Source organism: Streptomyces sp. NBC_01426, assembly GCF_036231985.1.
GTDB lineage: Bacteria > Actinomycetota > Actinomycetes > Streptomycetales > Streptomycetaceae > Streptomyces.
The window spans coordinates 5675421-5698524 of record NZ_CP109500.1 but is presented as its reverse complement, the minus strand read 5'-3'; the positions used below and the strand labels follow the sequence as shown (position 1 = coordinate 5698524).

Annotated in this window: 18 protein-coding genes; 8 read left to right on the top strand and 10 right to left on the bottom strand. The window is 73.5% G+C overall.

Annotated features, from left to right (window positions below; genetic code table 11):
• Positions 1 to 13: 13 nt before the first annotated feature.
• Positions 14 to 2863: a DEAD/DEAH box helicase gene (locus OG906_RS25300; protein WP_329446001.1), complete on the bottom strand. Its 2850-nt coding sequence runs from the start codon at positions 2861 to 2863 to the stop codon at positions 14 to 16.
• A 170-nt stretch (positions 2864 to 3033) separates the two neighbouring features.
• On the bottom strand, positions 3034 to 4422 hold the full coding sequence (locus tag OG906_RS25295) for a helix-turn-helix domain-containing protein (protein WP_329446000.1): 1389 nt from the start codon (positions 4420 to 4422) through the stop codon (positions 3034 to 3036).
• Between the two features lie 172 nt (positions 4423 to 4594).
• Between OG906_RS25295 and OG906_RS25290 the strand changes: the two genes are divergently transcribed.
• Together OG906_RS25290 and OG906_RS25285 are read left to right on the top strand one after the other, a co-directional pair.
• Positions 4595 to 5206: a hypothetical protein gene (locus OG906_RS25290; RefSeq protein ID WP_329445998.1), complete on the top strand. Its 612-nt coding sequence runs from the start codon at positions 4595 to 4597 to the stop codon at positions 5204 to 5206.
• Between the two features lie 55 nt (positions 5207 to 5261).
• Positions 5262 to 5519, top strand: coding sequence for a DUF6343 family protein (locus OG906_RS25285; RefSeq protein WP_267804200.1), 258 nt, complete (start codon positions 5262 to 5264; stop codon positions 5517 to 5519).
• Between the two features lie 48 nt (positions 5520 to 5567).
• On the opposite strand, the gene OG906_RS25280 is transcribed toward OG906_RS25285, so the two are convergent.
• From OG906_RS25280 to rpsA, 4 genes are all read right to left on the bottom strand, one after another.
• A complete protein-coding gene (locus tag OG906_RS25280) occupies positions 5568 to 5984 on the bottom strand; it encodes a tetratricopeptide repeat protein (protein ID WP_384615666.1) in 417 nt (138 codons plus the stop codon).
• Positions 5985 to 6089: 105 nt separating this feature from the next.
• Entirely contained in the window at positions 6090 to 6695 is a 606-nt protein-coding gene (gene coaE, locus OG906_RS25275; RefSeq protein WP_329445996.1) for a dephospho-CoA kinase, read from the bottom strand.
• A gap of 31 nt (positions 6696 to 6726) precedes the next feature.
• Positions 6727 to 7665, bottom strand: coding sequence for a PAC2 family protein (locus OG906_RS25270; RefSeq protein ID WP_329445994.1), 939 nt, complete (start codon positions 7663 to 7665; stop codon positions 6727 to 6729).
• A 261-nt stretch (positions 7666 to 7926) separates the two neighbouring features.
• Positions 7927 to 9447 carry a 30S ribosomal protein S1 gene (gene rpsA, locus OG906_RS25265; RefSeq protein WP_267803673.1) on the bottom strand — a complete coding sequence of 507 codons (1521 nt, stop codon included), beginning with the start codon at positions 9445 to 9447 and terminating at the stop codon, positions 7927 to 7929.
• A gap of 412 nt (positions 9448 to 9859) precedes the next feature.
• Here rpsA and OG906_RS25260 point away from each other — a divergent pair, with 412 nt between their 5' ends.
• Together OG906_RS25260 and hrpB are read left to right on the top strand one after the other, a co-directional pair.
• Positions 9860 to 10708, top strand: a complete 849-nt coding sequence (locus OG906_RS25260; protein WP_267803674.1) for a class I SAM-dependent methyltransferase — start codon at positions 9860 to 9862, stop codon at positions 10706 to 10708.
• Between the two features lie 4 nt (positions 10709 to 10712).
• Positions 10713 to 13295, top strand: coding sequence for an ATP-dependent helicase HrpB (gene hrpB / locus OG906_RS25255; protein WP_329445991.1), 2583 nt, complete (start codon positions 10713 to 10715; stop codon positions 13293 to 13295).
• A gap of 9 nt (positions 13296 to 13304) precedes the next feature.
• On the opposite strand, the gene OG906_RS25250 is transcribed toward hrpB, so the two are convergent.
• The 3 genes from OG906_RS25250 to OG906_RS25240 all read right to left on the bottom strand — a co-directional run bounded on the left by OG906_RS25250 (position 13305) and on the right by OG906_RS25240 (position 15795).
• Positions 13305 to 14276 carry a DUF3068 domain-containing protein gene (locus tag OG906_RS25250; RefSeq protein WP_329445990.1) on the bottom strand — a complete coding sequence of 324 codons (972 nt, stop codon included), beginning with the start codon at positions 14274 to 14276 and terminating at the stop codon, positions 13305 to 13307.
• A gap of 12 nt (positions 14277 to 14288) precedes the next feature.
• Positions 14289 to 14429 (bottom strand): SPW_0924 family protein, encoded by a 141-nt coding sequence (locus OG906_RS25245; RefSeq protein ID WP_107089279.1) that lies wholly within the window; start codon positions 14427 to 14429, stop codon positions 14289 to 14291.
• 79 nt (positions 14430 to 14508) lie between these two features.
• A complete protein-coding gene (locus OG906_RS25240) occupies positions 14509 to 15795 on the bottom strand; it encodes a lytic transglycosylase domain-containing protein (protein ID WP_329445987.1) in 1287 nt (428 codons plus the stop codon).
• A gap of 217 nt (positions 15796 to 16012) precedes the next feature.
• Between OG906_RS25240 and OG906_RS25235 the strand changes: the two genes are divergently transcribed.
• On the top strand, positions 16013 to 16873 hold the full coding sequence (locus tag OG906_RS25235; protein ID WP_329445985.1) for a DUF4184 family protein: 861 nt from the start codon (positions 16013 to 16015) through the stop codon (positions 16871 to 16873).
• Positions 16874 to 16906: 33 nt separating this feature from the next.
• Here the strand turns inward: OG906_RS25235 and polA are convergent, their stop codons facing one another.
• On the bottom strand, positions 16907 to 19627 hold the full coding sequence (gene polA, locus OG906_RS25230) for a DNA polymerase I (RefSeq protein ID WP_329445983.1): 2721 nt from the start codon (positions 19625 to 19627) through the stop codon (positions 16907 to 16909).
• Positions 19628 to 19796: 169 nt separating this feature from the next.
• On the opposite strand from polA, the gene OG906_RS25225 reads away from it, so the two are divergent.
• The 3 genes from OG906_RS25225 to OG906_RS25215 are packed head-to-tail and all read left to right on the top strand — an operon-like array spanning position 19797 to position 23042.
• Entirely contained in the window at positions 19797 to 22067 is a 2271-nt protein-coding gene (locus OG906_RS25225; RefSeq protein ID WP_329445981.1) for an FdhF/YdeP family oxidoreductase, read from the top strand.
• A gap of 58 nt (positions 22068 to 22125) precedes the next feature.
• A complete protein-coding gene (locus tag OG906_RS25220; protein ID WP_329445979.1) occupies positions 22126 to 22584 on the top strand; it encodes a PaaI family thioesterase in 459 nt (152 codons plus the stop codon).
• Between the two features lie 56 nt (positions 22585 to 22640).
• The gene (locus OG906_RS25215) at positions 22641 to 23042 is read left to right on the top strand and encodes a hypothetical protein (RefSeq protein WP_329445977.1); all 402 of its coding nucleotides are present in this window, start codon (positions 22641 to 22643) and stop codon (positions 23040 to 23042) included.
• The last annotated feature ends 62 nt before the right edge of the window (positions 23043 to 23104 follow it).

Genomic DNA, 23104 nt, shown 5'->3' with positions numbered 1-23104 from the left:
TCCCGCGCGGTGATCATTCGGGCCTCCGCAGGGACACCAGGTCGGCCAGTTCGCGGTCGGACAGCTCGGTCAGCGCCGACTCGCCGGAGCCCAGCACGGCGTCGGCCAGGGCCCGCTTCGCCTCCAGCATCTCGGCGATCCGGTCCTCGACGGTGCCCTCCGCGATGATCCGGTGCACCTGTACGGGCTGGGTCTGGCCGATGCGGTAGGCGCGGTCGGTGGCCTGTTCCTCCACGGCGGGGTTCCACCAGCGGTCGAAGTGGACGACGTGACCGGCGCGCGTGAGGTTCAGGCCGGTGCCCGCCGCCTTCAGCGACAGCAGGAACACCGGCACCTCGCCCGCCTGGAACCGGTCCACGAGTTCCTCGCGGCGCGCCACCGGCGTCCCGCCGTGCAGCAGTTGGTGCGCGATGCCGCGGTTCGCCAGGTGCCGCTCGATGATGCGGGCCATCGTCACGTACTGCGTGAAGATCAGCACCGAGCCGCCCTCCGCCAGGATCGTGTCCAGCAACTCGTCCAGCAGCGCGAGCTTGCCCGACCGGTGCGGGATCCGGGGCGACTCTTCCTTGAGGTACTGCGCGGGGTGGTTGCAGATCTGCTTGAGCGAGGCCAACAACTTCATGATCATTCCGCGTCGTTCGATGCCCTCGCTCGTCTCGATCACGGCCATCGCCTCGTCCACCGCGGCCTGGTAGAGCGAGGCCTGCTCCCGGGTGAGGGACACCGGGTGGTCGGTCTCGGTCTTCGGCGGGAGTTCGGGCGCGATGCCGGGGTCGGACTTCTTGCGCCGCAGCAGGAAGGGCCGTACCAGCGCGGCCAGTCGGGCGACCGCCTCGTCGTTGCCGCCGTCCTCCTCCTGCTGGTGCTCCACCGGGCGGGCGTGGCGCGCCCGGAAGGTGGTGAGCGGGCCCAGCAGCCCGGGCGTGGTCCAGTCGAGGAGCGCCCACAGCTCGGAGAGGTTGTTCTCCACCGGGGTGCCCGTCAGCGCCACCCGGGCGGGCGCGGGGATGGTGCGCAGGGCCTTCGCCGTCGCCGAATGCGGGTTCTTCACGTGCTGGGCCTCGTCCGCGACGACCATGCCCCAGCGCTGCTCGGCCAGGCGGGGGGCGCCGGCGCGCATCGTCCCGTACGTGGTGAGCACGAACCCGCCCGCCTCGTCCAGCCCTTCGAGGCTGCGGCCGACGCCGTGGAACCGGCGGACCGGGGTGCCGGGGGCGAACCGCTCGATCTCCCGCTGCCAGTTGCCCAGCAGCGAGGCCGGGCAGACGACCAGGGTCGGCTCGGCCCGGTCCCGGTGCAGGTGCAGCGCGATCAGCGTCACCGTCTTGCCGAGGCCCATGTCGTCGGCCAGGCAGCCGCCGAGACCGAGCGAGGTCATCAGGTCCAGCCAGGCCAGACCGCGCGCCTGGTAGTCGCGCAGGGTGGCCTTCAACGCGGCGGGCTGCGGCAACGGCGCGAGTTCGCCGGTGAGTCGCTCCCGCAGCGCGGCCAGCGCGCCCACCGGGACCGCCTCCACCGGCTCGCCCTCGACCTCGGTCGTCCCGGTCAGCACGGCGGCCAACGCGTCCACCGGGTCCAGCAGGCCCAACTCCCGCTTGCGGGCCTTGCGCACCAGCTCGGGATCCACCCGCACCCACTGGTCGCGCAGCCGCACCACGGGCCGGTGCGCCTGCGCGAGCGCGTCCATCTCCCCCGGGGTGAGCCGGTCGCCGCCGAGGGCGAGTTCCCACGAGAAGGCGAAGAGCTGTCCGGCGTCGAAGAAGGCCGTGCCGTCGGTGGCGGAGCCGGGTGCGGTGGACCGCACGACGGCGGTCGCGGACAACGTACGGGCCAACTCGCGCGGCCAGTGGACCAGGACCCCGGCGCTCGCCAACCGGGTCGCGGCGGCGCCGAGCAGGTCCTCCAGATCCGGATCCGACAGGGCCAGGGCGTCGGGTACGGGCTGGTCCAGCAGGCGCAGCAGCGGTGGCCACACCCGGGCGGCCCGGCGCAGGGCGAGCACGGCGTCGATCCGCGCCCGCGGACCGAACCCGGCGGCGGCCGTGCCGGCCCAGAGCGCGCCCGCGTCGGCGACGAGCGTCGGGTCCGCGAGGCTGTGGACCTGGACCACGGCGGCCCCGGCGCGCCGCACGTCCTCGGGCTCGGCCTCGTCGAACAGCCGGAAGGAGGACAGGTCGAGCCGCAGCGAGATCCCCACCCCGGTGTCGGCGCCGGCCGCGACCTGGGTGGCCCACTCCCGTATGCCGGGGACCCGCTGGGGCTCCGACGCGGCGAACGGACGCCCGGCGGCCACCGGGGCGGCCGGGGTACGGGGCAGGCCGTCGGCCACGGCGTCCAGGAACGCCCGGACCAGGGCCTCCGGTTCGGGGAGCGTCACCGGGCGGCGGCCGGCGAGCGGGGCGGCGTACGCCTCATGAGGCAGGGCGGCCGCGATCGCGCGCAGGTACCCGACGTCCTCGGCGTCGAGCGGCCCGGCCCGCCAGGCGTCGACGCCCTCGGGGGTCACCCCGGGCAGCAACCGGCCGCGCGCGACCAGGCTGAGCGCCTGGGTGGCGGCGGTGGCCCAGGCCCGCGTGGCGGGGGCGCAGGCCACGCCGAGGTCGCGGGACGCGCGGACCAGCAGGGGCAGCGCGTCGACGACGGGCAGGGCCACGGCCGGGACGGTCCGGGCGCGCACCCCGCTGCCGTGCGGGCGGACCACGCTCAGCGGCTGCGGGGTCCCGACCTCGGGGAGGGGGGCACCGTCGGGCGCCCAGAAGACGAGCCGGCCCCGGCGGGGGACGGCGTCGGGGAGGAACACGGCGGCGTGCCGCAACAGCGGGACGAGGGGGTCCGCCGGCGGCGGCGGCGGTGGCGGCGTCACGGTGGGTCCTCCCTTCCCGTTGGTCGGCGGTCGCGTCTGCCGTCGAGTCTAGGTGGGGCCACTGACAGCGCCGGTGCCCCGGCCGGGCGGGGTCCGGCGGGCCGCGCGGGGCAGGGTCCGCGCGGGGCCGCTGGCGGCCGGGTCGGGGCGGGGCGGGCCGGGTGCCCGCCTCAGCGGGACCAGCGGGACCGCTCCGTGGCGAATCCGTACACCGGGCGGTTCGGGTGGGCGCTCGTGCGCCAGGGGCTCCCCCCGTCGTCCAGGCGCAGGGTGCCCGAGCCCGCGGGGCCGGTCCAGCGCAGGTCGAGGTACCAGTCGCAGTCGCAGCCGGTGGTGGCCGTCTCCACCCGCAGCACGACCGGTTCCGCCGCCGAGACCCGCATGGGGAACGCCGGCGCGGGGATCGCCTCCCCGGCGTCGTTGCCCGCGACGGGCCGGGCCAGCGGCCTCGGGGCGTCCAGGTTGACGGCGAACGTGGCCGGGGTCAGTCCCCCGCCGCAGCCCTGGGACATCTGGTAGACGTTCCAGGCGGGCGGGGTGCGGCGGGCGGCCACCCGGACCTCCATGCCCTGGAGGACCACGGCCCCCTCCCCCGCGCCGTGCAGGGTGACCTCGACGATCTGGCTCCCGGCGTGCACGGCCTGCCGGTCCCGCGCCCAGGCGGCGGCGTCCGCCTCCACCGGTGGCGGGGGCACGGCCGCCGGTTCCCGGGGGGAGAGGTAGGCGTGGTCGCAGCCGGCGGCCCACACGTGGGACCGTACCGCCGCCCGCAGCGGCGCCGCCGGATCGGCCGGCGCCTTGCCGCCCGCCGGGGGTGCCTGCGCGGAGGAGGGCCGCGGCACGGGGCCGTCCGTCGGGTCCGAGGACGGCCCCGCCCCCGCCCCGGACGCCGAGGGCGGGGCGGACGGGGACGGGGTCGGGGTCGGGGTCGGCCCGCCGGAGGCGTTCGAGGAAGAGGAAGAGGAAGAGGGCGAGGGCCGGGTCGACGGCAAGGCCGCGGAGGCGCCGGCCCCCGTCGCCCCGGCCGTGCCCCGTTCGGGCCCGGCCGCCGCGAGGACCGCCACCGCCATCGCGCTCACCGCGAGTCCCGCGCCGGCGACCGCCACCGCCCGCCGCCGGTACCAGGGCGCCGGCGCCCCCGGCCCCCTCGCGCCCACCGGAGCCGGAGCCGGAGCCGGCTCCCGCTCGGGTTCGGGCTCCGGCTCAGGTGCGACGGCCGGCGAAGACACCGCCACCGGTGACGAAGGCAGCGCCACCACCGGCGAAGGCACCGCCTCCGTTACCGCCTCCGCCGGCGCCCGGCGTCGCGCGTCGGCCAGCAGCCACGCCCGGTGCAGCTCCACCGCCTCCTCCCGGCCGGCCCCGCAGGCGCGGGCGAAGCGGTCCACCACCGCGAACTCGGCGGGCACCGCCTCCCCCTTGCAGTACCGGTGCAGGGTCGACGTGCTGGTGTGCAGCCGGCGCGCCAGGAGGCCGTAGCTGAGCCCCCCGCGCTCCTTCAGTTCCCGCATCAGCCGAGCGAAGTTCTCCGCCTCCGCCGACCGTTCCGCCTCGCCCACGACGTCCCCCCGTCCCGTGAATCCGTTCCACCCCAGCATGTTCCCCCAGGTGGAAGGCCGTAAGGGCGTTCCAGCGTCCCGAAACCGCCCCAATTCGTGGCGTGACGTGCCGCCCCGGGTAGAGGCTCTTCACCGAACAGCCACACCGACCGGAAACGGGGACCCGACCACCATGCTCCGACGCTTCAGCACCGCCTTCGCGGCCACCGCCACCGCGGCCGCCGCGCTCCTCCTCGCCACCTCGGCCACCGCCACCGCGGCCGCCTCGGCGCCCGGATTCCTGGGCGGCGCCGACCTGCCGCCGCACCCCTCGTCCCCCTGGTACGCCGGCAAGGTCACCAAGGGACTGCCCGAGTTCGCCCCGTTCTGCCTGGAGGGGGTTCTGCCCGCGGCGGGCGGTTGGCACCGCGACTTCGGCACCGACTACGACACCGGCGCGACGCAGATCTCCGTGCGGACCGCCTCGAACGCCGCGGCCGCCAAGCTCGCGACCGCCCTGGAGCGCAAGGTCGCGGCCTGCGCCGCCGACTGGCTGCGGACCACCCCGGGCGGGACGGCCTCCTGGCAGGACTACGGGAAGCTGCCCGTCGAGGAGGGCGCGCACGTCTACGGGGTGCACACCTCCGTCCCGGACTCCGAGCCCGGCGTGCACCTGTACGGGATCGGCCGGGACGGCGTGACCGTGACCGTCGTGAAGTGGGGCCAGATGGGGAACCTGGGCGACGCGCCCGTGCCCGCGTTCAAGAAGACGACCACCACGGCGGTGAACAAGCTCAACCCCTGACCGGCCGGTGGTGGGACCATGGAGGTGAGGCCTCCGACGATTCGAGGCGATGACCATGCGTTCCGGTAACGAGCCGGTGACCGCCCGCAGCCCGCTGCGGCTGCGGTTCTGGTTGAGTCTGTGGGGGCTGATCTGGGCCGTCGCCGGGACGGCCGCGTTCTCGCTGGTCGGTCGTCCCGGGTGGGCGGCGGCCTGCGGGGTGATCGTCCTGCTCGCGGGGGTGGACCTGGCGGTGGTGGTGCACCACATCCACCAGGGCCCGCACTACCAGCCGGGCCCGGGCGTCCCTCCGTACGAGCCTCCCCGGAACTAGTGCTGTGACCGGAAAGGTTCACCGTGTCACGGCGCCCGGCGGGGTCGCTCACTCCTCGAAGCGGGCCGCGGCCAGGTACTCGGGTTGGGGATCGAGGGCCGCGGCCAGCCGGAAGTGCTTGCGGGCCTGCTCGCGCCGCCCGGACCGCTCGTGGGTCCGGGCGAGCGCGAAGTGGGCGTACGCGTTGTCCGGCTCCCGCTCCAGCACCAGTTCGAATTCGAGTGTGGCCGCACGCAGTTGCGCCGCCGCGAAGAAGGCCCGCGCCCGCAGCAGCCGGGCTCCCGTGTTCTCCGGGTGGGCGGCTATGACCGAGTCGAGGAGCCGGACGGCTCCGCGCGGGTCGCGGGCGGCCAACAGTTGCTCGGCGGCCCGGTAGTCGATGACGTGCGTCTCCGGGCTCGCGGAGCCGGGAGAGCCCGAGGGGGACGAGGCGGACGGCGGCTGCGGCGGCGTGGTGTCGGACACGTTGTCTTTCCTTCCCTCTGCGGTCACGTTCAACGCCCGTGCCCGCGCCCGCTGTTCCCGGGCGTCCGGCACGCGCCGGAGGGTCCTTCCCGCACCGCCCGCCACTCACTCCCCGGCGGCGGCCCGTGCGGTGAGTTCTTCCCACACCTTGCGCACCTGCGGTTCCAGCGCCTCCAGCGGCCCGTCGTTGTCGATGACGAGCGTGGCGATCGCCAGCCGCTGTGCGCGGGTGGCCTGCGCCGCCATCCGCGACCGGGCCTCGTCCTCGGTCATGCCGCGCCGTGCGGTCAGCCGGGCCAGTCGGGTGTCGGGCGACGCGTCCACGACGACGACCAGGTCGTAGAGGGACGCCAGGCCGTTCTCCGTGAGCAGCGGTACGTCGTGCACCACGATCGCGTCGGAGCCCGCGGCCCCCTCCAGTTCGGCGGAGCGTGCCCCGACGAGCGGGTGCACGATCGCGTTCAGCGTCCGCAGCTTCTCCGCGTCGGTGAAGACGAGCGATCCCAGCCGCGGCCGGTCCAGCGTCCCGTCGGGGGCCAGCACGGATTCCCCGAACGCCGCCACGACGGCCGCGAGCCCGGGTGTCCCGGGCTCGACGACCTCGCGTGCGATGCGGTCCGCGTCGACGACGACCGCCCCGTACCCCGCCAGCAGTCGCGAGACCTCGCTCTTGCCGGCGCCGATTCCGCCTGTCAGTCCTACTTTCAGCATGCTCGGCAGCCTAGGCCCTGGGCGGGCCGATTCAGCCCTCGCCCTCGCGCTCCGCCAGGAACCGCTCGAACTCGCGCCCGATCTCGTCCGCGGACGGGATCTCGGCCGGCTCGGCGATCATGTTGCCGCGGGTCTCGGCGCCGGCGGCCGCGTCGTACTGGTGCTCCAGGCCCTGGACGAGGGCGACCAGTTCCTCGTCGCCCTCCCGGATCTGGCGGTCGATCTCGGTCTGCGTGCGGTGGGCCTCCGTCCGCAGGGCGTGCGCCACGGCGGGCAGGACCAGTCCGGTCGCCGCCGTGATCGCCTCCAGCACGGTCAGCGCCGCGTCCGGGTACGGGGAGCGGGCCACGTAATGCGGGACGTGGGCGGCGACCCCGAGCACGTCGTGTCCGGACTGGCCGAGTCGGAACTCGACCAGGGACTCGGCGCTGCCGGGCACCTGGGCCTCGTCGAAGGGGCTGCGGTGTCCGGGCATCAGGTCGGTCCGGTTGCCGTGCGGGGTGATGCCGACGGGCCGGGTGTGCGGCACGCCCATCGGGATGCCGTGGAAGTTGACGGAGAGCCGGACGCCGAGGCGCTCGACGATCTGTCGGACGGCGAGCGAGAAGCGCTCCCACTCCACGTCGGGCTCGGGCCCGGAGAGCAGCAGGAACGGCGCGCCGGTGGCGTCCTGGACCAGGCGCACCTCCAGCTTCGGTTCCTCGAACTCCGCCCAGTGGTCGCGCTGGAAGGTCAGGAGCGGGCGCCGGGCCCGGTAGTCCACCAGCCGGTCCGCGTCGAAGCGGGCCACGACCTGATGGGGCAGCGTGTCGAGGAGCCGCTCGACGATCTGCTCCCCGGCCTCACCCGCGTCGATGTACCCCTCGAAGTGGTAGAGCATGACCAGCCCGGCCGAGTCCTGGGCCAACGCCATGTCGGCCACCGCCAGGCCCTTGGCGTCCCATTCGTACAAACCCTGTGGATCAAGCACCGCCACCACTCCTCCTCGCCGTGTTCTCTGCCATGAACGTCCAAGGAGGCGCCGCCATTCCCCAGTTGGCCGCCTTCACGAGAACGCAATGCCACGAACTCCCGCACCGCGCGGGATGGATGCCCGGATGCCGGCCGGGTGAAGCGTCGCGCCGGCGACGCACGCGACAAGGCCCGCCCCCCGAAGGGGACGGGCCTTGTCGTTCAGCTCAGCTCAGCCCGCTCTCGCGCCGAGGCGCGAGGGCGTGACGCGCTGCTGCGATCAGCTCTGGCCGCCGGCCAGCTTCTCGCGCAGGGCGGCAAGGGCCTCGTCCGACGCCAGGGCGCCGGAGGTCTCGTCCGCACCCTCGGAGGAGTACGAACCACCGGAGACACCGGCACCGGCGCTGGCGTTGCCACCGGCGGCGGGGGCGGCAGCACCCTCGGCAGCGGCGGCCTCGTCGGCCTCGCGGCTCTTGATGACCTGGGCCTGGTGCTGCTCGAAGCGGACCTGCGCCTCGGCGTACTGGCGCTCCCACGTCTCGCGCTGGGTGTCGAAGCCCTCGAGCCAGTCGTTGGTCTCGGGGTCGAAGCCCTCGGGGTAGATGTAGTTGCCCTGGTCGTCGTAAGACGCGGCCATGCCGTACAGGGTCGGGTCGAACTCGACCGACGCCGGGTCGGCACCGAAGGACTCGTTGGCCTGCTTCAGCGACAGCGAGATCCGGCGACGCTCGAGGTCGATGTCGATGACCTTGACGAAGATCTCGTCGTTGACCTGGACGACCTGCTCCGGGATCTCCACGTGGCGCTCGGCCAGCTCGGAGATGTGGACCAGACCCTCGATGCCCTCGTCCACGCGGACGAACGCACCGAACGGAACCAGCTTGGTGACCTTACCCGGGACGACCTGGCCGATCTGGTGGGTCCGGGCGAACTGCTGCCACGGGTCTTCCTGCGTCGCCTTCAGCGACAGGGAGACACGCTCGCGGTCCATGTCGACGTCGAGGACCTCGACGGTGACTTCCTGACCGACCTCGACGACCTCGGACGGGTGGTCGATGTGCTTCCAGGACAGCTCGGAGACGTGCACGAGACCGTCGACGCCACCCAGGTCCACGAAGGCACCGAAGTTGACGATCGAGGAAACGACGCCGGAGCGGACCTGACCCTTCTGCAGGGTGGTGAGGAACGTCTGGCGAACCTCGGACTGGGTCTGCTCGAGCCAGGCACGGCGGGACAGGACCACGTTGTTGCGGTTCTTGTCCAGCTCGATGATCTTCGCCTCGAGCTCCTTGCCCACGTAGGGCTGGAGGTCGCGGACGCGACGCATCTCGACGAGAGAGGCCGGCAGGAAGCCGCGGAGGCCGATGTCGAGGATGAGACCACCCTTGACGACCTCGATGACGGTACCGGTGACGATGCCGTCTTCTTCCTTGATCTTCTCGATCGTGCCCCAGGCGCGCTCGTACTGAGCACGCTTCTTGGACAGGATGAGACGGCCTTCCTTGTCCTCCTTCTGGAGAACCAGGGCCTCGATCTCGTCGCCGACCTTGACGACCTCGTTCGGGTCGACGTCGTGCTTGATCGAGAGCTCGCGGCTCGGGATCACGCCTTCGGTCTTGTAGCCGATGTCGAGGAGAACCTCGTCCCGGTCCACCTTGACGATGACGCCGTCGACGATGTCGCCGTCGTTGAAGTACTTGATCGTCTCGTCGATGGCCGCGAGGAACGCGTCCGCGTCGCCGATGTCGTTGACCGCTACCTGCGGAGGGGTGGTGGCGGTGGTCTCGGTGCTGCTCGTCATGTGGGAAAGGGCTCCGGTTACGGACAGAAAGTCGTAGGTACTGCTACGCCGGGAGCCCTTATCGGCATCTGCCTAAGCCGGACAGCCAAGGAGGCCCCTCTTCCGCCGTGGCGGCAGGGCCTCGAAAACCGAGGGGACATCAACAGATGCAAGCGCAGCCTGCTAGGTCTGAGGAGCACAGGCTCGCAGCGCAACTTGTAGCATACGGGGGCAGCCCAGCAGGGTCAATGCGCGAAGGCGCACACCCCGGGCGGATCGCCGCATAACCGGCACAATTCGTGTGCGGGCAGGCCCCGATGGGGTTTCCCGAACGAATTCCGAGACGTCCGCGCGGAGGTGCGCGTGCGTCGGCGGACGCCCGCGGCCACCACGGCAGCCACCCAGACATTCGCAGACTACGACGACGGGCCCCATGAACCAAGAGGACTACGCCCACGAAGAAGTGCTCGGAGCCGACTCCGGCGCCGGGGACGACGCCGAGGCCACGCGCCGTGACGCGTCGGAGGCGGAGAGCAGTCGCGCCAGCCGGAGCTGGTGGGACCGCAACGCCGACGAGTACCAGAGCGATCACGGCGCGTTCCTGGGCGACGACCGGTTCGTCTGGGGCCCGGAGGGCCTCGACGAGGCCGACGCCGGGCTCCTGGGGCCCGCCGCCTCCCTCGCGGGTCGGGACGTCCTGGAGATCGGCGCCGGCGCCGCCCAGTGCTCGCGCTGGCTGGCCGCCCAGGGGGCCCGCCCGGTCGCCCTGGACCTCTCGCACCGCCAGCTCCAGCACGCCCTGCGGATCGGCGACGACATCCCGCTCGTCGAGGCCGACGCGGGGCGGCTGCCCTTCCGTGACGGCTCCTTCGACCTGGCCTGCTCCTCCTACGGGGCGGTCCCCTTCGTCGCGGACCCGGTGAACGTGATGCGGGAGGTGCACCGCGTCCTGCGCCCCGGCGGCCGCTGGGTCTTCTCCGTCACCCACCCCGTCCGGTGGGCGTTCCCCGACGAGCCCGGGCCGGAGGGGCTGTCGGTGTCCGCCTCCTACTTCGACCGGACCCCGTACGTCGAGCAGGACGAGCGGGGCGAGGCGCTGTACGTGGAGCACCACCGCACGATCGGCGACCGGGTCCGGGACGTGGTCGCGGGCGGGTTCCGGCTGGTGGACCTGGTGGAGCCGCAGTGGCCCGAGTGGAACAGTCAGGAGTGGGGCGGCTGGTCCCCGCTGCGCGGCAACCTGATCCCCGGCACCGCGATCTTCGTCTGCGAAAGGGACTGATCCCTTGATCCGCCGCGCCGAACTCGACTCCCTCCCCGTGCGGGGCGCCGTGCCCGCGCTCGTGGCCGCCCTGGACGGGCACGGCGCGGCGGTGTTGTGCGCGCCGCCGGGCACCGGCAAGACCACGCTGGTGCCGCTGGTCCTCGCGGGTCTGACGGCCGGGGCCGGGGGCGGGCCGCCGCGCCGGGTCGTGGTGGCCGAGCCGCGTCGGATCGCGGCGCGGGCGGCGGCGCGGCGGATGGCGTGGCTGCTGGGCGAGGCGGTCGGCGGTTCGGTGGGCTTCACGGTGCGCGGGGAGCGGGTGGTGGGCCCCGACACGGTGGTGGAGGTGGTGACCACGGGCGTCCTGCTCCAGCGGCTCCAGCGGGACCAGGAGCTGACGGGGGTGGACGTGGTGGTCCTGGACGAGTGCCACGAGCGCCACCTGGACGCCGACACGGTCGCCGCGTTCCTGGTGGACGTACGCGAGACCCTGCGCCCGGAGCTGCGGCTGGTGGCGGCCTCGGCGACGACCGACGCGGCCGGGTGGTCGCGGGTGTTGGGGGGCGCGCCGGTGGTGGAGACCGCCGGTGTCTCGTATCCGGTGGAGGTCGTCTGGGCGCCACCGGCGCGTCCCGTGCGGCCGCCGCACGGGTTGCGGGTGGATCCGGCGCAGCTGACGCACGTGGCGTCGGTGGTGCGGCGGGCGTTGGCGGAACGTTCCGGCGATGTCCTGTGCTTCCTGCCGGGCGTCGGTGAGCTGGGCCGGGTGGCCGGGCAGCTGGGCGGGGTCGACGCCGAGGTGGTGCAGATCCACGGTCGCGCCCCGGCGGCGGTCCAGGACGCGGCGCTGCGGCCCGCGGAGCACCGGCGGGTGATCCTGGCGACGGCGGTCGCGGAGTCGAGCCTGACCGTGCCGGGTGTCCGGGTGGTCGTGGACTCGGGACTGGCCCGCGAGCCCCGGGTGGACCACGCCCGGGGGTTGGGTGCGCTGGCGACGGTACGGGCGTCGCGCGCGGCGGCCCGTCAGCGGGCGGGCCGGGCCGGTCGGGAGGCGCCGGGGACGGTGTACCGCTGCTGGTCGCAGGCCGAGGACGCGCGGCTGACCGCGTTTCCGGCGCCGGAGATCCGGATCGCGGACCTGGCGCAGTTCGCGCTGCAGACGGCCTGTTGGGGGGATCCGGACGCCGCCGGCCTGGCGTTGCCGGATCCGCCGCCGGCCGGGGCGATGGGCGCGGCGCGGGAGGTGCTGCGGGCGGTGGGCGCGGTGGATGCCGCCGGGCGACCGACCGCGCGGGGGGCGCGGATGGCCCGGCTGGGGCTGCACCCGCGGCTGGCGCGGGCGCTGCTGGACGGTACGGCCGCGCTCGGGGCGCGGCGGGCGGCGGAGCTGGTGGCCCTGCTGAGCGAGGAGCCGCCGCGGGAGTACGGGGACGACCTGGCCGGTGCCTGGCGGCGGGCCCGGCAGGGTGGGGACGCGTATGGCCACCGGTGGCGGACGGAGGTCCGCCGGTTGGAGCGGGCGGCGCAGGAGCCGGGGGCCTCGCCGACGCGGGGGGCCACGGCGGCGGTGGGGGGTCCGGTGGGGCGGGATCCGGTCGGGCGGGGTCCGGTGGGGCGGGGTCCGCTCTCCGACGACGCCGCGGCCGGGCTGGTGGCCGCGCTCGCGTTCCCGGAGCGGGTGGCGCGGGCCAGGGGCGAGGGTGCCTTCCTGATGGCGTCGGGGACGGCCGCCGCGCTCGGTGACGGTTCCGGGTTGCGCAGCGCGCCCTGGCTGGCGGTGGCCGTCGCCGACCGGCCGCCGCACGCGGCGTCGGCGCGCGTCGGGCTCGCGGCGCCGCTGGACGAGGAGACCGCCCGTGCGGCGGCGGGGCACCTCTTCCGGTCGGGCGAGGAGGTCCGCTGGGAGGACGGGGACCTGGTGGCCCGCAGCGTCACCCGGCTCGGGGCGATCGAGCTCGCGGCGCGCCCGCTGAAGAGCCCGGATCCGGCGCTCGTGCGGGGCGCCCTGCTCGACGGGCTCCGCGCGGAGGGGTTGGGTCTGCTGCGCTGGTCGCAGGACGCGCGGGCGTTGCGGGCCCGGCTGGGGTTCCTGCACCGTGCGCTCGGCGGTGCGTGGCCCGACGTAGCCGACGACGCGACGCTGGTGGACCGGGCCGACGAGTGGCTGGAGCCCGAGTTGTCCCGGGCCCGGCGCCGGTCCGACCTGGGCCGGATCGATGCCGGGCAGGCGCTGAACCGATTGTTGCCCTGGGCCGGCGGGGAGGCCGGCCGGCTCGACGAGTTGGCCCCGGAACGCATCGAGGTGCCCAGTGGTTCACGCGTCCGCGTCGACTACTCGGGCGAGCAGCCGGTGCTGGCGGTCAAGCTCCAGGAGTTGTTCGGGTGGGCGCAGACGCCCCGGGTGGCGGGGGTGCCCGTACTCGTCCACCTGCTGTCGCCCGCCGGCAGGCCGGCGGCCGTCACCGCCGACCTGGCGTCCTTCTGGGCCGGCGGCTACCAGGCCGTTCGCGCCGAGCTGCGAGGCCGCTACCCCAAGCACCCGTGGCCGCAGGATCCGGCGACGGCCGAGCCGACCCGGCACACCAACGCCCGGCTCAGGCGCTGACCGGTCGGCTCAGGCGCCGCCCGGTTCCCCGGGGCGGCGGCCGCGCGCCTCCAGCCACAGGGCCAGGCCGAACAGGGCGAGTCCGCCGACCGCGAGGCCGAGGGGGGCGTACGTGTGCAGGGCGAGGACCTTGACGCGGTTCGCGGCGACCAGCTCGCGGGTGTACTCGGCGTAGTCCTCGCGCATCGTCACGTGCCCGGCGAAGACGGTGAGCCTGCCGTCCTGGGCCCCGGCCGCGATGCCGCCGCGCATCTCCTGCCGGATGTCCTGCTCGGCGTTGACGGGCGCCCCCGTCACCGGGTCGACCCAGAACATCGCCTTGGCCGTGTACCAGAGGCTGGTGCCGGTGTTCTGCTCGAACGTCTTCGGGTCGATGCCCTCGATCGGCATCTTCTTCGGCAGCGCCACCTTGGTCCAGGGGATGGTCTGCTCGAAGTAGTAGACGTCCATTCCCTTGAAGGTGCGCGGGCCGACGTAGTGGATCGGCGAGGAGCTGCGGGTCTGGGCGTCGAAGTACAGGTAGTCGCGGGGCTCCGTGAAGAACGGCCACTTGAACTCGATGCCCTCGCGCGTGACCGGGTCCCCGTCGACCATCTCGCCGGTGGCGTGCACCGGATCCTGGGTGTGGGCGTCGAAGACGTAGCGCTCGGGGATCTGGGAGACCATCTTCCCGTCCGGTCCCATGATGTGGGTCAGGGTGTCCCAGACGACCACGTCCTTGCCGGCGCTCGCCTCGATCTCCTTCGACGCCTCGACGTTGCCCTTGAGGGTCTGGACGATGGTGACCTTGTCGACCTTCTTGGGCGTCATGCCGGCGGTGTAGTCGAGGAGGGTCGCGCCCTTGGCCTCCAGGACCATCTCCTGGTACTGGCCCGGCGGGATCTTGGCGAGGCGGGGGTACGCGTACCAGCGCATCAGTGGTGCGAGGGCCGCGCAGAACACGGCCAGGGCAAGCAGGACGAGGCTCGCTCTGCGTCGCATGGCGGGCCCCCTCTACTTTCCGGGCGCGGTGGGCGCGGTGGTGAGCAGGGGCTTGGGCGAGGTCGTGCCGTCCGGCACCCCGAACGCCGTGATGGCGAGGACGAGGGCCAGCGCGGCGACCAGCCCGATGGCGGCGGCGACGAGAGCGCGCATGCCGGGGGCCTCCGATATCTGATGGGGCGTCAGGGAGGGGGCACCGTAGCAACGCAGGGGCGAGATGAGAACCGTTCGGCTACGGGGTTTCCGCGGCGGGCGGGGTGGGGGTCGGGCTCGGCTTCGCCGTGGCCGTCGGGGACCCGCTGGGCTTGGCGCTCGGGGACGCGGTGGGCTTGGCGCTCGCCGTCGGGCTGGGCTTCGGGGTGGGAGTCGGCGTGGGTGTCGGGGTCGGGGTCGGGGTCGGGGTGGGAGTCGGCTTGGGCGTCGGCGTGGGAGTGGGCGTCGGCGTGGGCTTCGGCGTCGGGTCCGGGGTCGGCGTGGGCGTGGGCGTCGGGTCCGGGGTCGGCTTCGGCGTGGGCGTGGGCTTCGGCGTCGGCTTCGGCTTCGGCGTGGGCGTCGGCTTCGGGGTGGGGGCGGGAGTCGGGGCCGGGGCCGGGCGGGGGTTCGTCACCGCCGGTTCGGTCGTACCGACGCCGGAGCCTGAGCCGTCCGGGACCTCGTGCGTGCCCTTCAGGTAGTACGTGAACCAGGACCGCACCGTGCGCAGGTACTCCCCGGAGTTGTTGTAGGAGAGCACCGCCCGGTCGAGGTCCGCGCCCACCCGCAGGTCACGGGCGCCCGCGCAGAGGTAGCGGCCGGCGGCGAGCGCCGCGTCGTGGACGTTGTTCGGGTTGCGCCGGCCGTCGCCGTCGGCGTCCTGGCCCCATGCCGCCCACGTCGAGGGGATGAACTGCATGGGTCCGACGGCCCGGTCGTACCGTGCGTCGCCGTCGTGGGCACCGCCGTCGGTGTCGGAGATGTTCGCGAAGCCGTTCCCGTCGAGGACGGGGCCCAGGATCGGCCGGAGCGTGGTGCCGGCGGCGTCCACCCGGCCGCCGCGGGCATGACCCGACTCGACCTTCCCGATGGCCGCGAGGAGTTCCCGGCGCAGCCCGCATCCGGGGTCGGTCCGCGCCACCTCGGCCTCGGCCAACCGGTACGCGGCGAGCACGCTCGCCGGGATTCCCCGCACGCCCTCGGCGTCGCCGAGGGCGACGGGTTCGGTGCGTGGCACCTCGGTCGTGGGCGCAGGCTGTGGGGAAGAGGTCGGGGCGTCCTGCGCCGGTAGGAGGAGCGCGGGCGGCTCCGGGCTGATCAGGGGCGGCAGTTCGGTGGAGTAGCTGGAGTCGCCGCCCGCGTCGTTCGGTGTGGCGGTTCCCCCGGGGGGCGTGGTGGTCGCGCCGGCGGCGCTCACCCGGTCCTCGCTGCCGACGGCCGGGCCCTGTGAGGCGCTCACGGCGGCGATCACCAGCGCGGAGATCACGGCGGCGGCCGCGCCCCTGCGCGGCCCGCGTCCGAACCGGGCCGATATTCGAGACGGCATGAGCCGACCCCCCTCCCCCTCGACGTGCGCGTGACCCTACGTCAACCGGCTGCACAAGACACCTACCAGTGCGCCGAATTCACCACTTCCCCACGACCCTGCGCAGGTCACGCATACTGTGCGGACCGTTCCGCGCGCATTGACCGAAGTAAAGAACCGAAGCCGGGACACCTTCCGGGCCGGGTCCGGGAGGTCATCGAGGACCAGGAGAGGCGCCATGCCGTTCACCCTCAGCCATGCGGCGGCCGTCCTTCCGGCCGTCCGCCGGACCGGCCGGGCGCGCGGGCCGCTCGTCGCCTGCGCCCTGGTCCTCGGCTCGTTCGCGCCCGACACCTTCTATTTCCTGGACGCGATCGTCGGCGGCGTCATGCGGTACGGGGACTTCACCCACTCGATCCCGGGGGTGTTGACCGCCGACGCCCTGCTGACCGCCGCGCTGGCGGCGTGCTGGCTGTTGCTGCGCGAACCGCTGGTCGCGCTGCTGCCGCGGGCCTGGCGGGGTCGCGTGTACACCTTCGTGCGGGGCGAGCGGTGGCGGCGGGGCCGTCGACTGCCCTCGCTCGCGCTGTGGTTCTACCTGTCGGCGGTCCTCGGGTCCCTCACCCACGTGGTGTGGGACAGCTTCACGCACCTGGACCGGTGGGGCACGAACGCGCTGCCGTCGCTCGGCGAGCCCCTGGCGTTCGGGCTGCCGCTCTACTCCTACCTCCAGTACGGCACTTCGGCGTTCGCCGCGTGCGCGCTGCTGTGGTTCACGGTGACGGCGTTGCGCCGGTTGCCGCTCTCCCCCGTTCCGCCGTCGGTGCCGGTGCTCGGCCGGGCGGAGGTCTGGGGTGCGGTCGCCCTCGTCGTGGGGTGCGTGGCCGTCGGGGTGACGCTGCGGGTGATCCGCTGGTTCACGTTCTTCGACCGGATCCGTACGCCGCTCGACATCATCCCGACCGTCTGCTTCGGCGCGGGCGGCGGTCTGATCGTGGCGCTGCTGCTGTACGGGGCGCTGGTGCGGCTGCGCCGGCGGGGCGAGCGGCGCTCCGACGACGAGGACGAGGACGCGCGGACGCCCGCCCCCGTGGCGTGACGGGAACGGGCGTCGCGGTGGTCGTGCGCGGGGTCAGTGCGCGGCGGACTCCCAGTCGGGGCCGACGCCCACGGACACGTCGAGCGGGGCACGGAGCTCGACGGCGGCGCCCATCTCGCGGCGCACCAGCTCCTCGACCTTCTTCCGCTCGCCGGGGGCGATCTCCAGGACGATTTCGTCGTGGACCTGGAGCAGTATCCGCGACGTCAGGCCGGCCTCGGTGATCGCCTTGTCGACGCGCAGCATCGCGACCTTGACGATGTCGGCTGCGGTTCCCTGGATGGGGGCGTTCAGTGCCATCCGCTCGGCGGCCTCGCGGCGCAGCCGGTTGTCGCTGTTGAGGTCGGGCAGGTAGCGGCGGCGGCCCAGCACCGTCTCGGTGTAGCCGGTGGCGCGGGCTTCCTCGACGACGCGCTGGAGGTAGTCGCGGACCCCGCCGAAGCGCTCGAAGAAGGTCTCCATGAGGCCGCGGGCCTCGCCGGGCTCGATGTTCAGCTGCTGGGAGAGGCCGAACGCGGAGAGCCCGTAGGCGAGTCCGTACGACATGGCCTTGATCTTGCGGCGCATCTCGGCGTCGACCTCGGAGCGCTCCACGCCGAACACCTGGGAGGCGACGGTGGTGTGCAGGTCCTCGCCGGTCGCGAACGCCTCGATGAGGCCCTCGTCCTCGGACAGGTGGGCCATGACGCGCAGTTCGATCTGGCTGTAGTCGGCCGTCATCAGCGACTCGTAGCCCTCGCCGACGACGAAGCCGCGGCGGATGGCGCGGCCCTCGTCGGTGCGCACCGGCACGTTCTGCAGGTTCGGGTCGGTGGAGGACAGGCGGCCGGTCGCGGCGACGGTCTGGCTGAAGCTGGTGTGGACGCGGCCGTCGGTCGCGAGGGACTTGACCAGGCCTTCGACGGTGACGCGGAGCTTGGCCTGTTCCCGGTGACGCAGCATGATCACGGGGAGTTCGTGGTCGGTCTGGCCGGCGAGCCAGGCCAGCGCGTCCGCGTCGGTGGTGTAGCCGGTCTTGGTCTTCTTCGTCTTGGGCAGGTCCAGTTCGCCGAAGAAGACCTCTTGGAGCTGCTTGGGCGAGCCGAGGTTGAACTCGTGGCCGACGGCGGCGTGCGCTTCCTTGACGGCCTGCTGCACGGCGCCCGCGAACTGCTGCTCCATGCCCTCCAGGTGGTCCCGGTCGGCGGCGATGCCGGCGCGTTCCAGGCGTGCCAGCAGCTCGGAGGTGGGCAGCTCCATGTCGTGGAGCAGTTCGACGGCGCCCACCTCGGCCAGCTTCGCGGTGAAGGCGTCGCCCAGGTCGAGGACCGCGCGGGCCTGCGCCATCAGCGCCTCGGCCTCGGCGGTGTCGTCGGCGCCGAAGGCCAGCTGCCCGTCGGCGGCGGCGGGTGCCAGCTCGCGGTGCAGGTACTCCATGGACAGCACGTCGAGTGCGAAGGACCGGCGGCCGGGCTTGACCAGGTACGCGGCGAGCGCGGTGTCCATGGTGACGCCGGCGAGGGTCCAGCCGTGCTCGGGGAAGACCCGCATCAGGCCCTTGGCGTTGTGCACGACCTTGGGCTTGGCGGCGTCGGCGGCCCAGGCCGCGAAGGCCCGCTCGTCGCTCTCGTCGAGCGAGGACGGCTCGAACCAGGCGGCGGCGCCGCCCGCCGAGGCCAGCCCGATCTCGGCGACGTTGCCCTGGCCGAGCGCCCAGGTGTCGACGGTGGAGACGCCGAGCGGCCCGCCCGCGTGGGTCTCCAGCCAGGGCGCCAGTTCGCCGGTGCCCAGTACGGACGCGTCCAGCTCCACGGCGGCGACGGGGGCCGGCGGCTCCTCCTCGGCCGCGCCCGGGTCCACGGCGAGCAGCCGCTCGCGCAGCGAGGCGTTGCGGATCTCCAGTACGTCCAGCACGCCGGTGACGGCGGACCGGTCGTAGGCGGTGCGGCCCAGGTCGGCGGGGGTCTGGGGCAGCTCGACGTCCTTGACCATCTCGGTCAGGACCCGGTTGAGCTTGACGGCGTCGAGGTGGTCGCGGAAGTTCTGCCCGGCCTTGCCCTTGACCTCGTCGGCGCGTTCCACGAGTTCCGCGAACGAGCCGAACTGGGTGATCCACTTGGCGGCGGTCTTCTCGCCGACGCCGGGGATGCCCGGGAGGTTGTCCGACGGGTCGCCGCGCAGCGCCGCGAAGTCGGGGTACTGCTGCGGGGTGAGGCCGTACTTCTCCTCGACCTTCTCCGGGGTGAAGCGGGTCAACTCGGAGACGCCCTTGGTCGGGTAGAGGACGGTGGTGTGTGCGGAGACGAGCTGGAAGGAGTCCCGGTCCCCGGTGACGATCAGCACGTCGAAGCCGAGGGCCTCCGCCTGCGTCGCCAGGGTCGCGATCACGTCGTCGGCCTCGAAGCCGTCGACCGCGAAGCGCGGCACCTTCATCGCGTCGAGGAGCTCGCCGATCAGCTCGACCTGCCCCTTGAACTCGTCGGGGGTCTTGGAGCGGTTCGCCTTGTACTCGGGGAACTCCGTCGAGCGCCACGTCTTGCGGGACACGTCGAACGCCACCGCGAAGTGCGTGGGCGCCTCGTCGCGCAGCGTGTTCGCCAGCATCGACGCGAAGCCGTAGATGGCGTTGGTCGGCTGGCCGGTCGCGGTGGTGAAGTTCTCCGCGGGCAGCGCGAAGAACGCCCGGTACGCCAGGGAGTGCCCGTCCATGAGCATCAGGCGGGGGCGGTCCGCTGCGGTCGTCTGGTCGGTCTTCTTCGATGCTGAATCTGCCACGCCCCCGATCCTAGGCGTCCGCTCCGACAATTCCGGCCGGGCCTGTGCCGCCCGCCCCGCAGCGGGCCGGCCGGGCGCCCCGTCGGCAGGCGGGCGCGGGCGTGACAGGATCGCAGGAGTACTCGGATGGACGCAGCGGGCGCCGCTGCGATGCTCGAAGGGGAGCGACATGGCCACCAAGCCGCCCGCAGATGATCCCGCACAGGACGCGCCCCGGATCGCGCCCCCGGGGCGTGCCGCCGCCGGGCTGCCCGCCATCGGGCACACGCTGCGGATCGCCCAGCAGCAGATGGGCCTGGCCCGTACCGCGCGGACCCTCCTCAAGGTCAACCAGAAGGACGGCTTCGACTGCCCGGGCTGTGCCTGGCCCGAGGGCGACAAGCGGCACACCGCGGAGTTCTGCGAGAACGGTGCGAAGGCCGTCGCGGAGGAGGCCACGCTGCGCCGGGTCACGCCCGAGTTCTTCGCGGCGCACCCGCTCGCCGACCTGGAGCGGCGCTCCGGCTACTGGCTGGGGCAGCAGGGGCGGATCACCGAGCCGATGCTGCTGCCCGAGGGCGGCGACCGGTACGAGCCGGTGACCTGGGAGCGGGCGTTCGCGATCATCGCGGAGGAGTTGACGGCGCTCGGCTCCCCCGACGAGGCCCTCTTCTACACCTCGGGCCGCACCAGCAACGAGGCGGCGTTCCTCTTCCAGCTCTTCGCCCGCGAGTTCGGCACCAACAACCTGCCGGACTGTTCCAACATGTGCCACGAGTCCTCGGGCTCGGCGTTGAACGAGACCATCGGCATCGGCAAGGGCAGCGTCTCCCTGGAGGACCTCCACCAGGCCGAGTTGATCATCGTCGCCGGGCAGAACCCGGGGACCAACCATCCGCGCATGCTCTCCGCCCTGGAGCGGGCCAAGTCCGCCGGCGCGAAGATCATCTCGGTGAATCCGCTGCCCGAGGCCGGCATGGAGCGGTTCAAGAACCCGCAGACCCCCCTCGGCATGCTCCGCGGCACCGCCCTCAACGACCTGTTCCTCCAGATCCGCATCGGCGGCGACCAGGCCCTCTTCCGGCTCCTCAACAAGCTCGTCATCGAGACCGACGGCGCCACCGACGAGGAGTTCATCCGCGAGCACACCCACGGGTACGAGGACCTCGCGGCGGCGGCCGCGCAGACCGACTGGGACGAGACCCTCACCGCCACCGGCCTCACCCGCCCGGAGATCGAGAGCGCCCTGGCCATGATCCTGGCCTCGAAGCGGACGATCGTCTGCTGGGCCATGGGCCTCACCCAGCACAAGCACTCCGTCGCCACCATCCGCGAGGTCGTCAACCTCCTCCTGCTGCGCGGCGACATCGGCCGTCCCGGCGCCGGCGTCTGCCCCGTCCGCGGCCACTCCAACGTCCAGGGCGACCGCACCATGGGCATCTTCGAGCGGCCCGCACCGGCCTTCCTCGACGCCCTCGACCGGGAGTTCGGCATCACCTCGCCCCGCCGGCACGGCTTCGACGTGGTCCGCTCCATCGAGGCGCTGCGCGACGGCGAGGCCAAGGTCCTCTTCGCCATGGGCGGCAACTTCGTCGGCGCCACCCCGGACACGGCCGTCACCGAGGCCGCGATCCGCCGCGCCTCCCTGACCGTCCACGTCTCCACCAAGCTCAACCGCTCCCACGCGGTGACCGGCCGGCGCGCCCTGATCCTGCCCACCCTGGGCCGCACCGACAAGGACGTCCAGGGGGCGGGCAGGCAGTTCGTCACCGTCGAGGACTCGATGGGCATGGTCCACGCCTCCCGGGGCAACCTCGCCCCCGCCTCCCCGCACCTGCTGTCCGAGCCCGCCATCGTGGCCCGACTGGCCCGCGCGGTCCTGGGCGCCTCCTCGGCCACCCCGTGGGAGGAGTTCGAGCGGGACTACGGGACCATCCGCGACCGGATCTCCCGCGTGGTCCCCGGCTTCGAGGACTTCAACGCGCGCGCCGCCCGCCCCGGCGGGTTCCGGCTGCCGCACGCCCCGCGCGACGAGCGCCGCTTCCCGACGAAGACCGGGAAGGCGAACTTCACGGCCGCTCCCGTGGAGTACCCCCGCGTCCCCGCGGGGCGGCTGCTGCTCCAGACCCTGCGCTCGCACGACCAGTACAACACCACGATCTACGGCCTCGACGACCGCTACCGGGGCATCACCGGCGGCCGTCGCGTCGTCATGGTCAACCCGCTCGACGCGGCCGAGCTGGGCCTGGTCGACGGCGCGTACACCGACATCGTCGGCGAGTGGAAGGACGGCGTGGAGCGGCGCGCCCCCGGCTTCCGGATCGTCCACTATCCGACGGCCCGCGGGTGCGCGGCCGCCTACTACCCCGAGACCAACGTGCTGGTCCCCCTCGACTCCACCGCGGACACCAGCAACACCCCCGCGAGCAAGTCCGTCGTCGTGCGCTTCGAACCGGCCTGATAGAACGACCTCAGGACAAGATGGTTAACGAACGTTGACACACGAACGGAGCCGGCCCATGGGCGAGCAGCACACTGTGAAGTTCCCGCAGGAGGTCCTCGACGAGTACACGGCCATGGGCATCGACCTGCCCTCGCTGTTCTCGGCGGGCCACCTTGGCGAACGCATGGACATCCGCGTCCTGGAGGCCTCGGCCGACAAGGTCGTCGCCACCATGCCCGTCGAGGGCAACACCCAGCCCTACGGACTCCTGCACGGCGGCGCCTCCGCCGTCCTCGCCGAGACCCTCGGCTCGATCGGCGCGATGATGCACGGCGGCATCAACAAGGTCGCCGTCGGCGTCGACCTGAACTGCACCCACCACCGGGGTGTCCGCTCCGGCCTGGTCACCGGCGTCGCCACGCCCGTCCACAAGGGCGGCTCCACCACCACGTTCGAGATCGTCATCACCGACGACCAGGACAAGCGCGTCTGCACCGCCCGCCTCACCTGCCTCCTGCGCGACACGAACTCGTAACAGCGTTTCCGCCACCGGCCGTTGTGCGCTTCCCGGCGTCGGTCTAGCGTTCCCGCATGGGATCCGGACCGGCGCCGTCGCGCGCCACGGCCGCCTGGGCGACGACGGCGCTCCTGGCCGCCGCCCTCCTCGGCTGCGCCGCCGGGACCGGGCGGTCCGCCGACGCCCCGACCCCCGCCGGCACCCCGCCCGAACGGCTCTGCGCCGACCTGATCACGCACTGGGCCGGGGTGATCATCGACGCCGGTGACGCCGCGGACGCCGTCGGCCTCGACTACCAGGCCATGGGGTTGTCCGGCGACCAGTACGAGATCCTGCGCGCCGTCCTCGACGGGGCCCGCGCCGTACGACGGGACGAAGGCGCGCCGGCGGCCCGCGCGTTCGGCGCCCGTGAGGCGGCGCGGCGCTGCGCGGAGCGGCACCGCACCGGCACTCCCACCGACGGGCCCTGGGGATGAGCGGCGGCATCGGTCCGGTCGAGCCCGGGGAGGGCACCGCGGGCTTCGAGGGCCACGAGGGC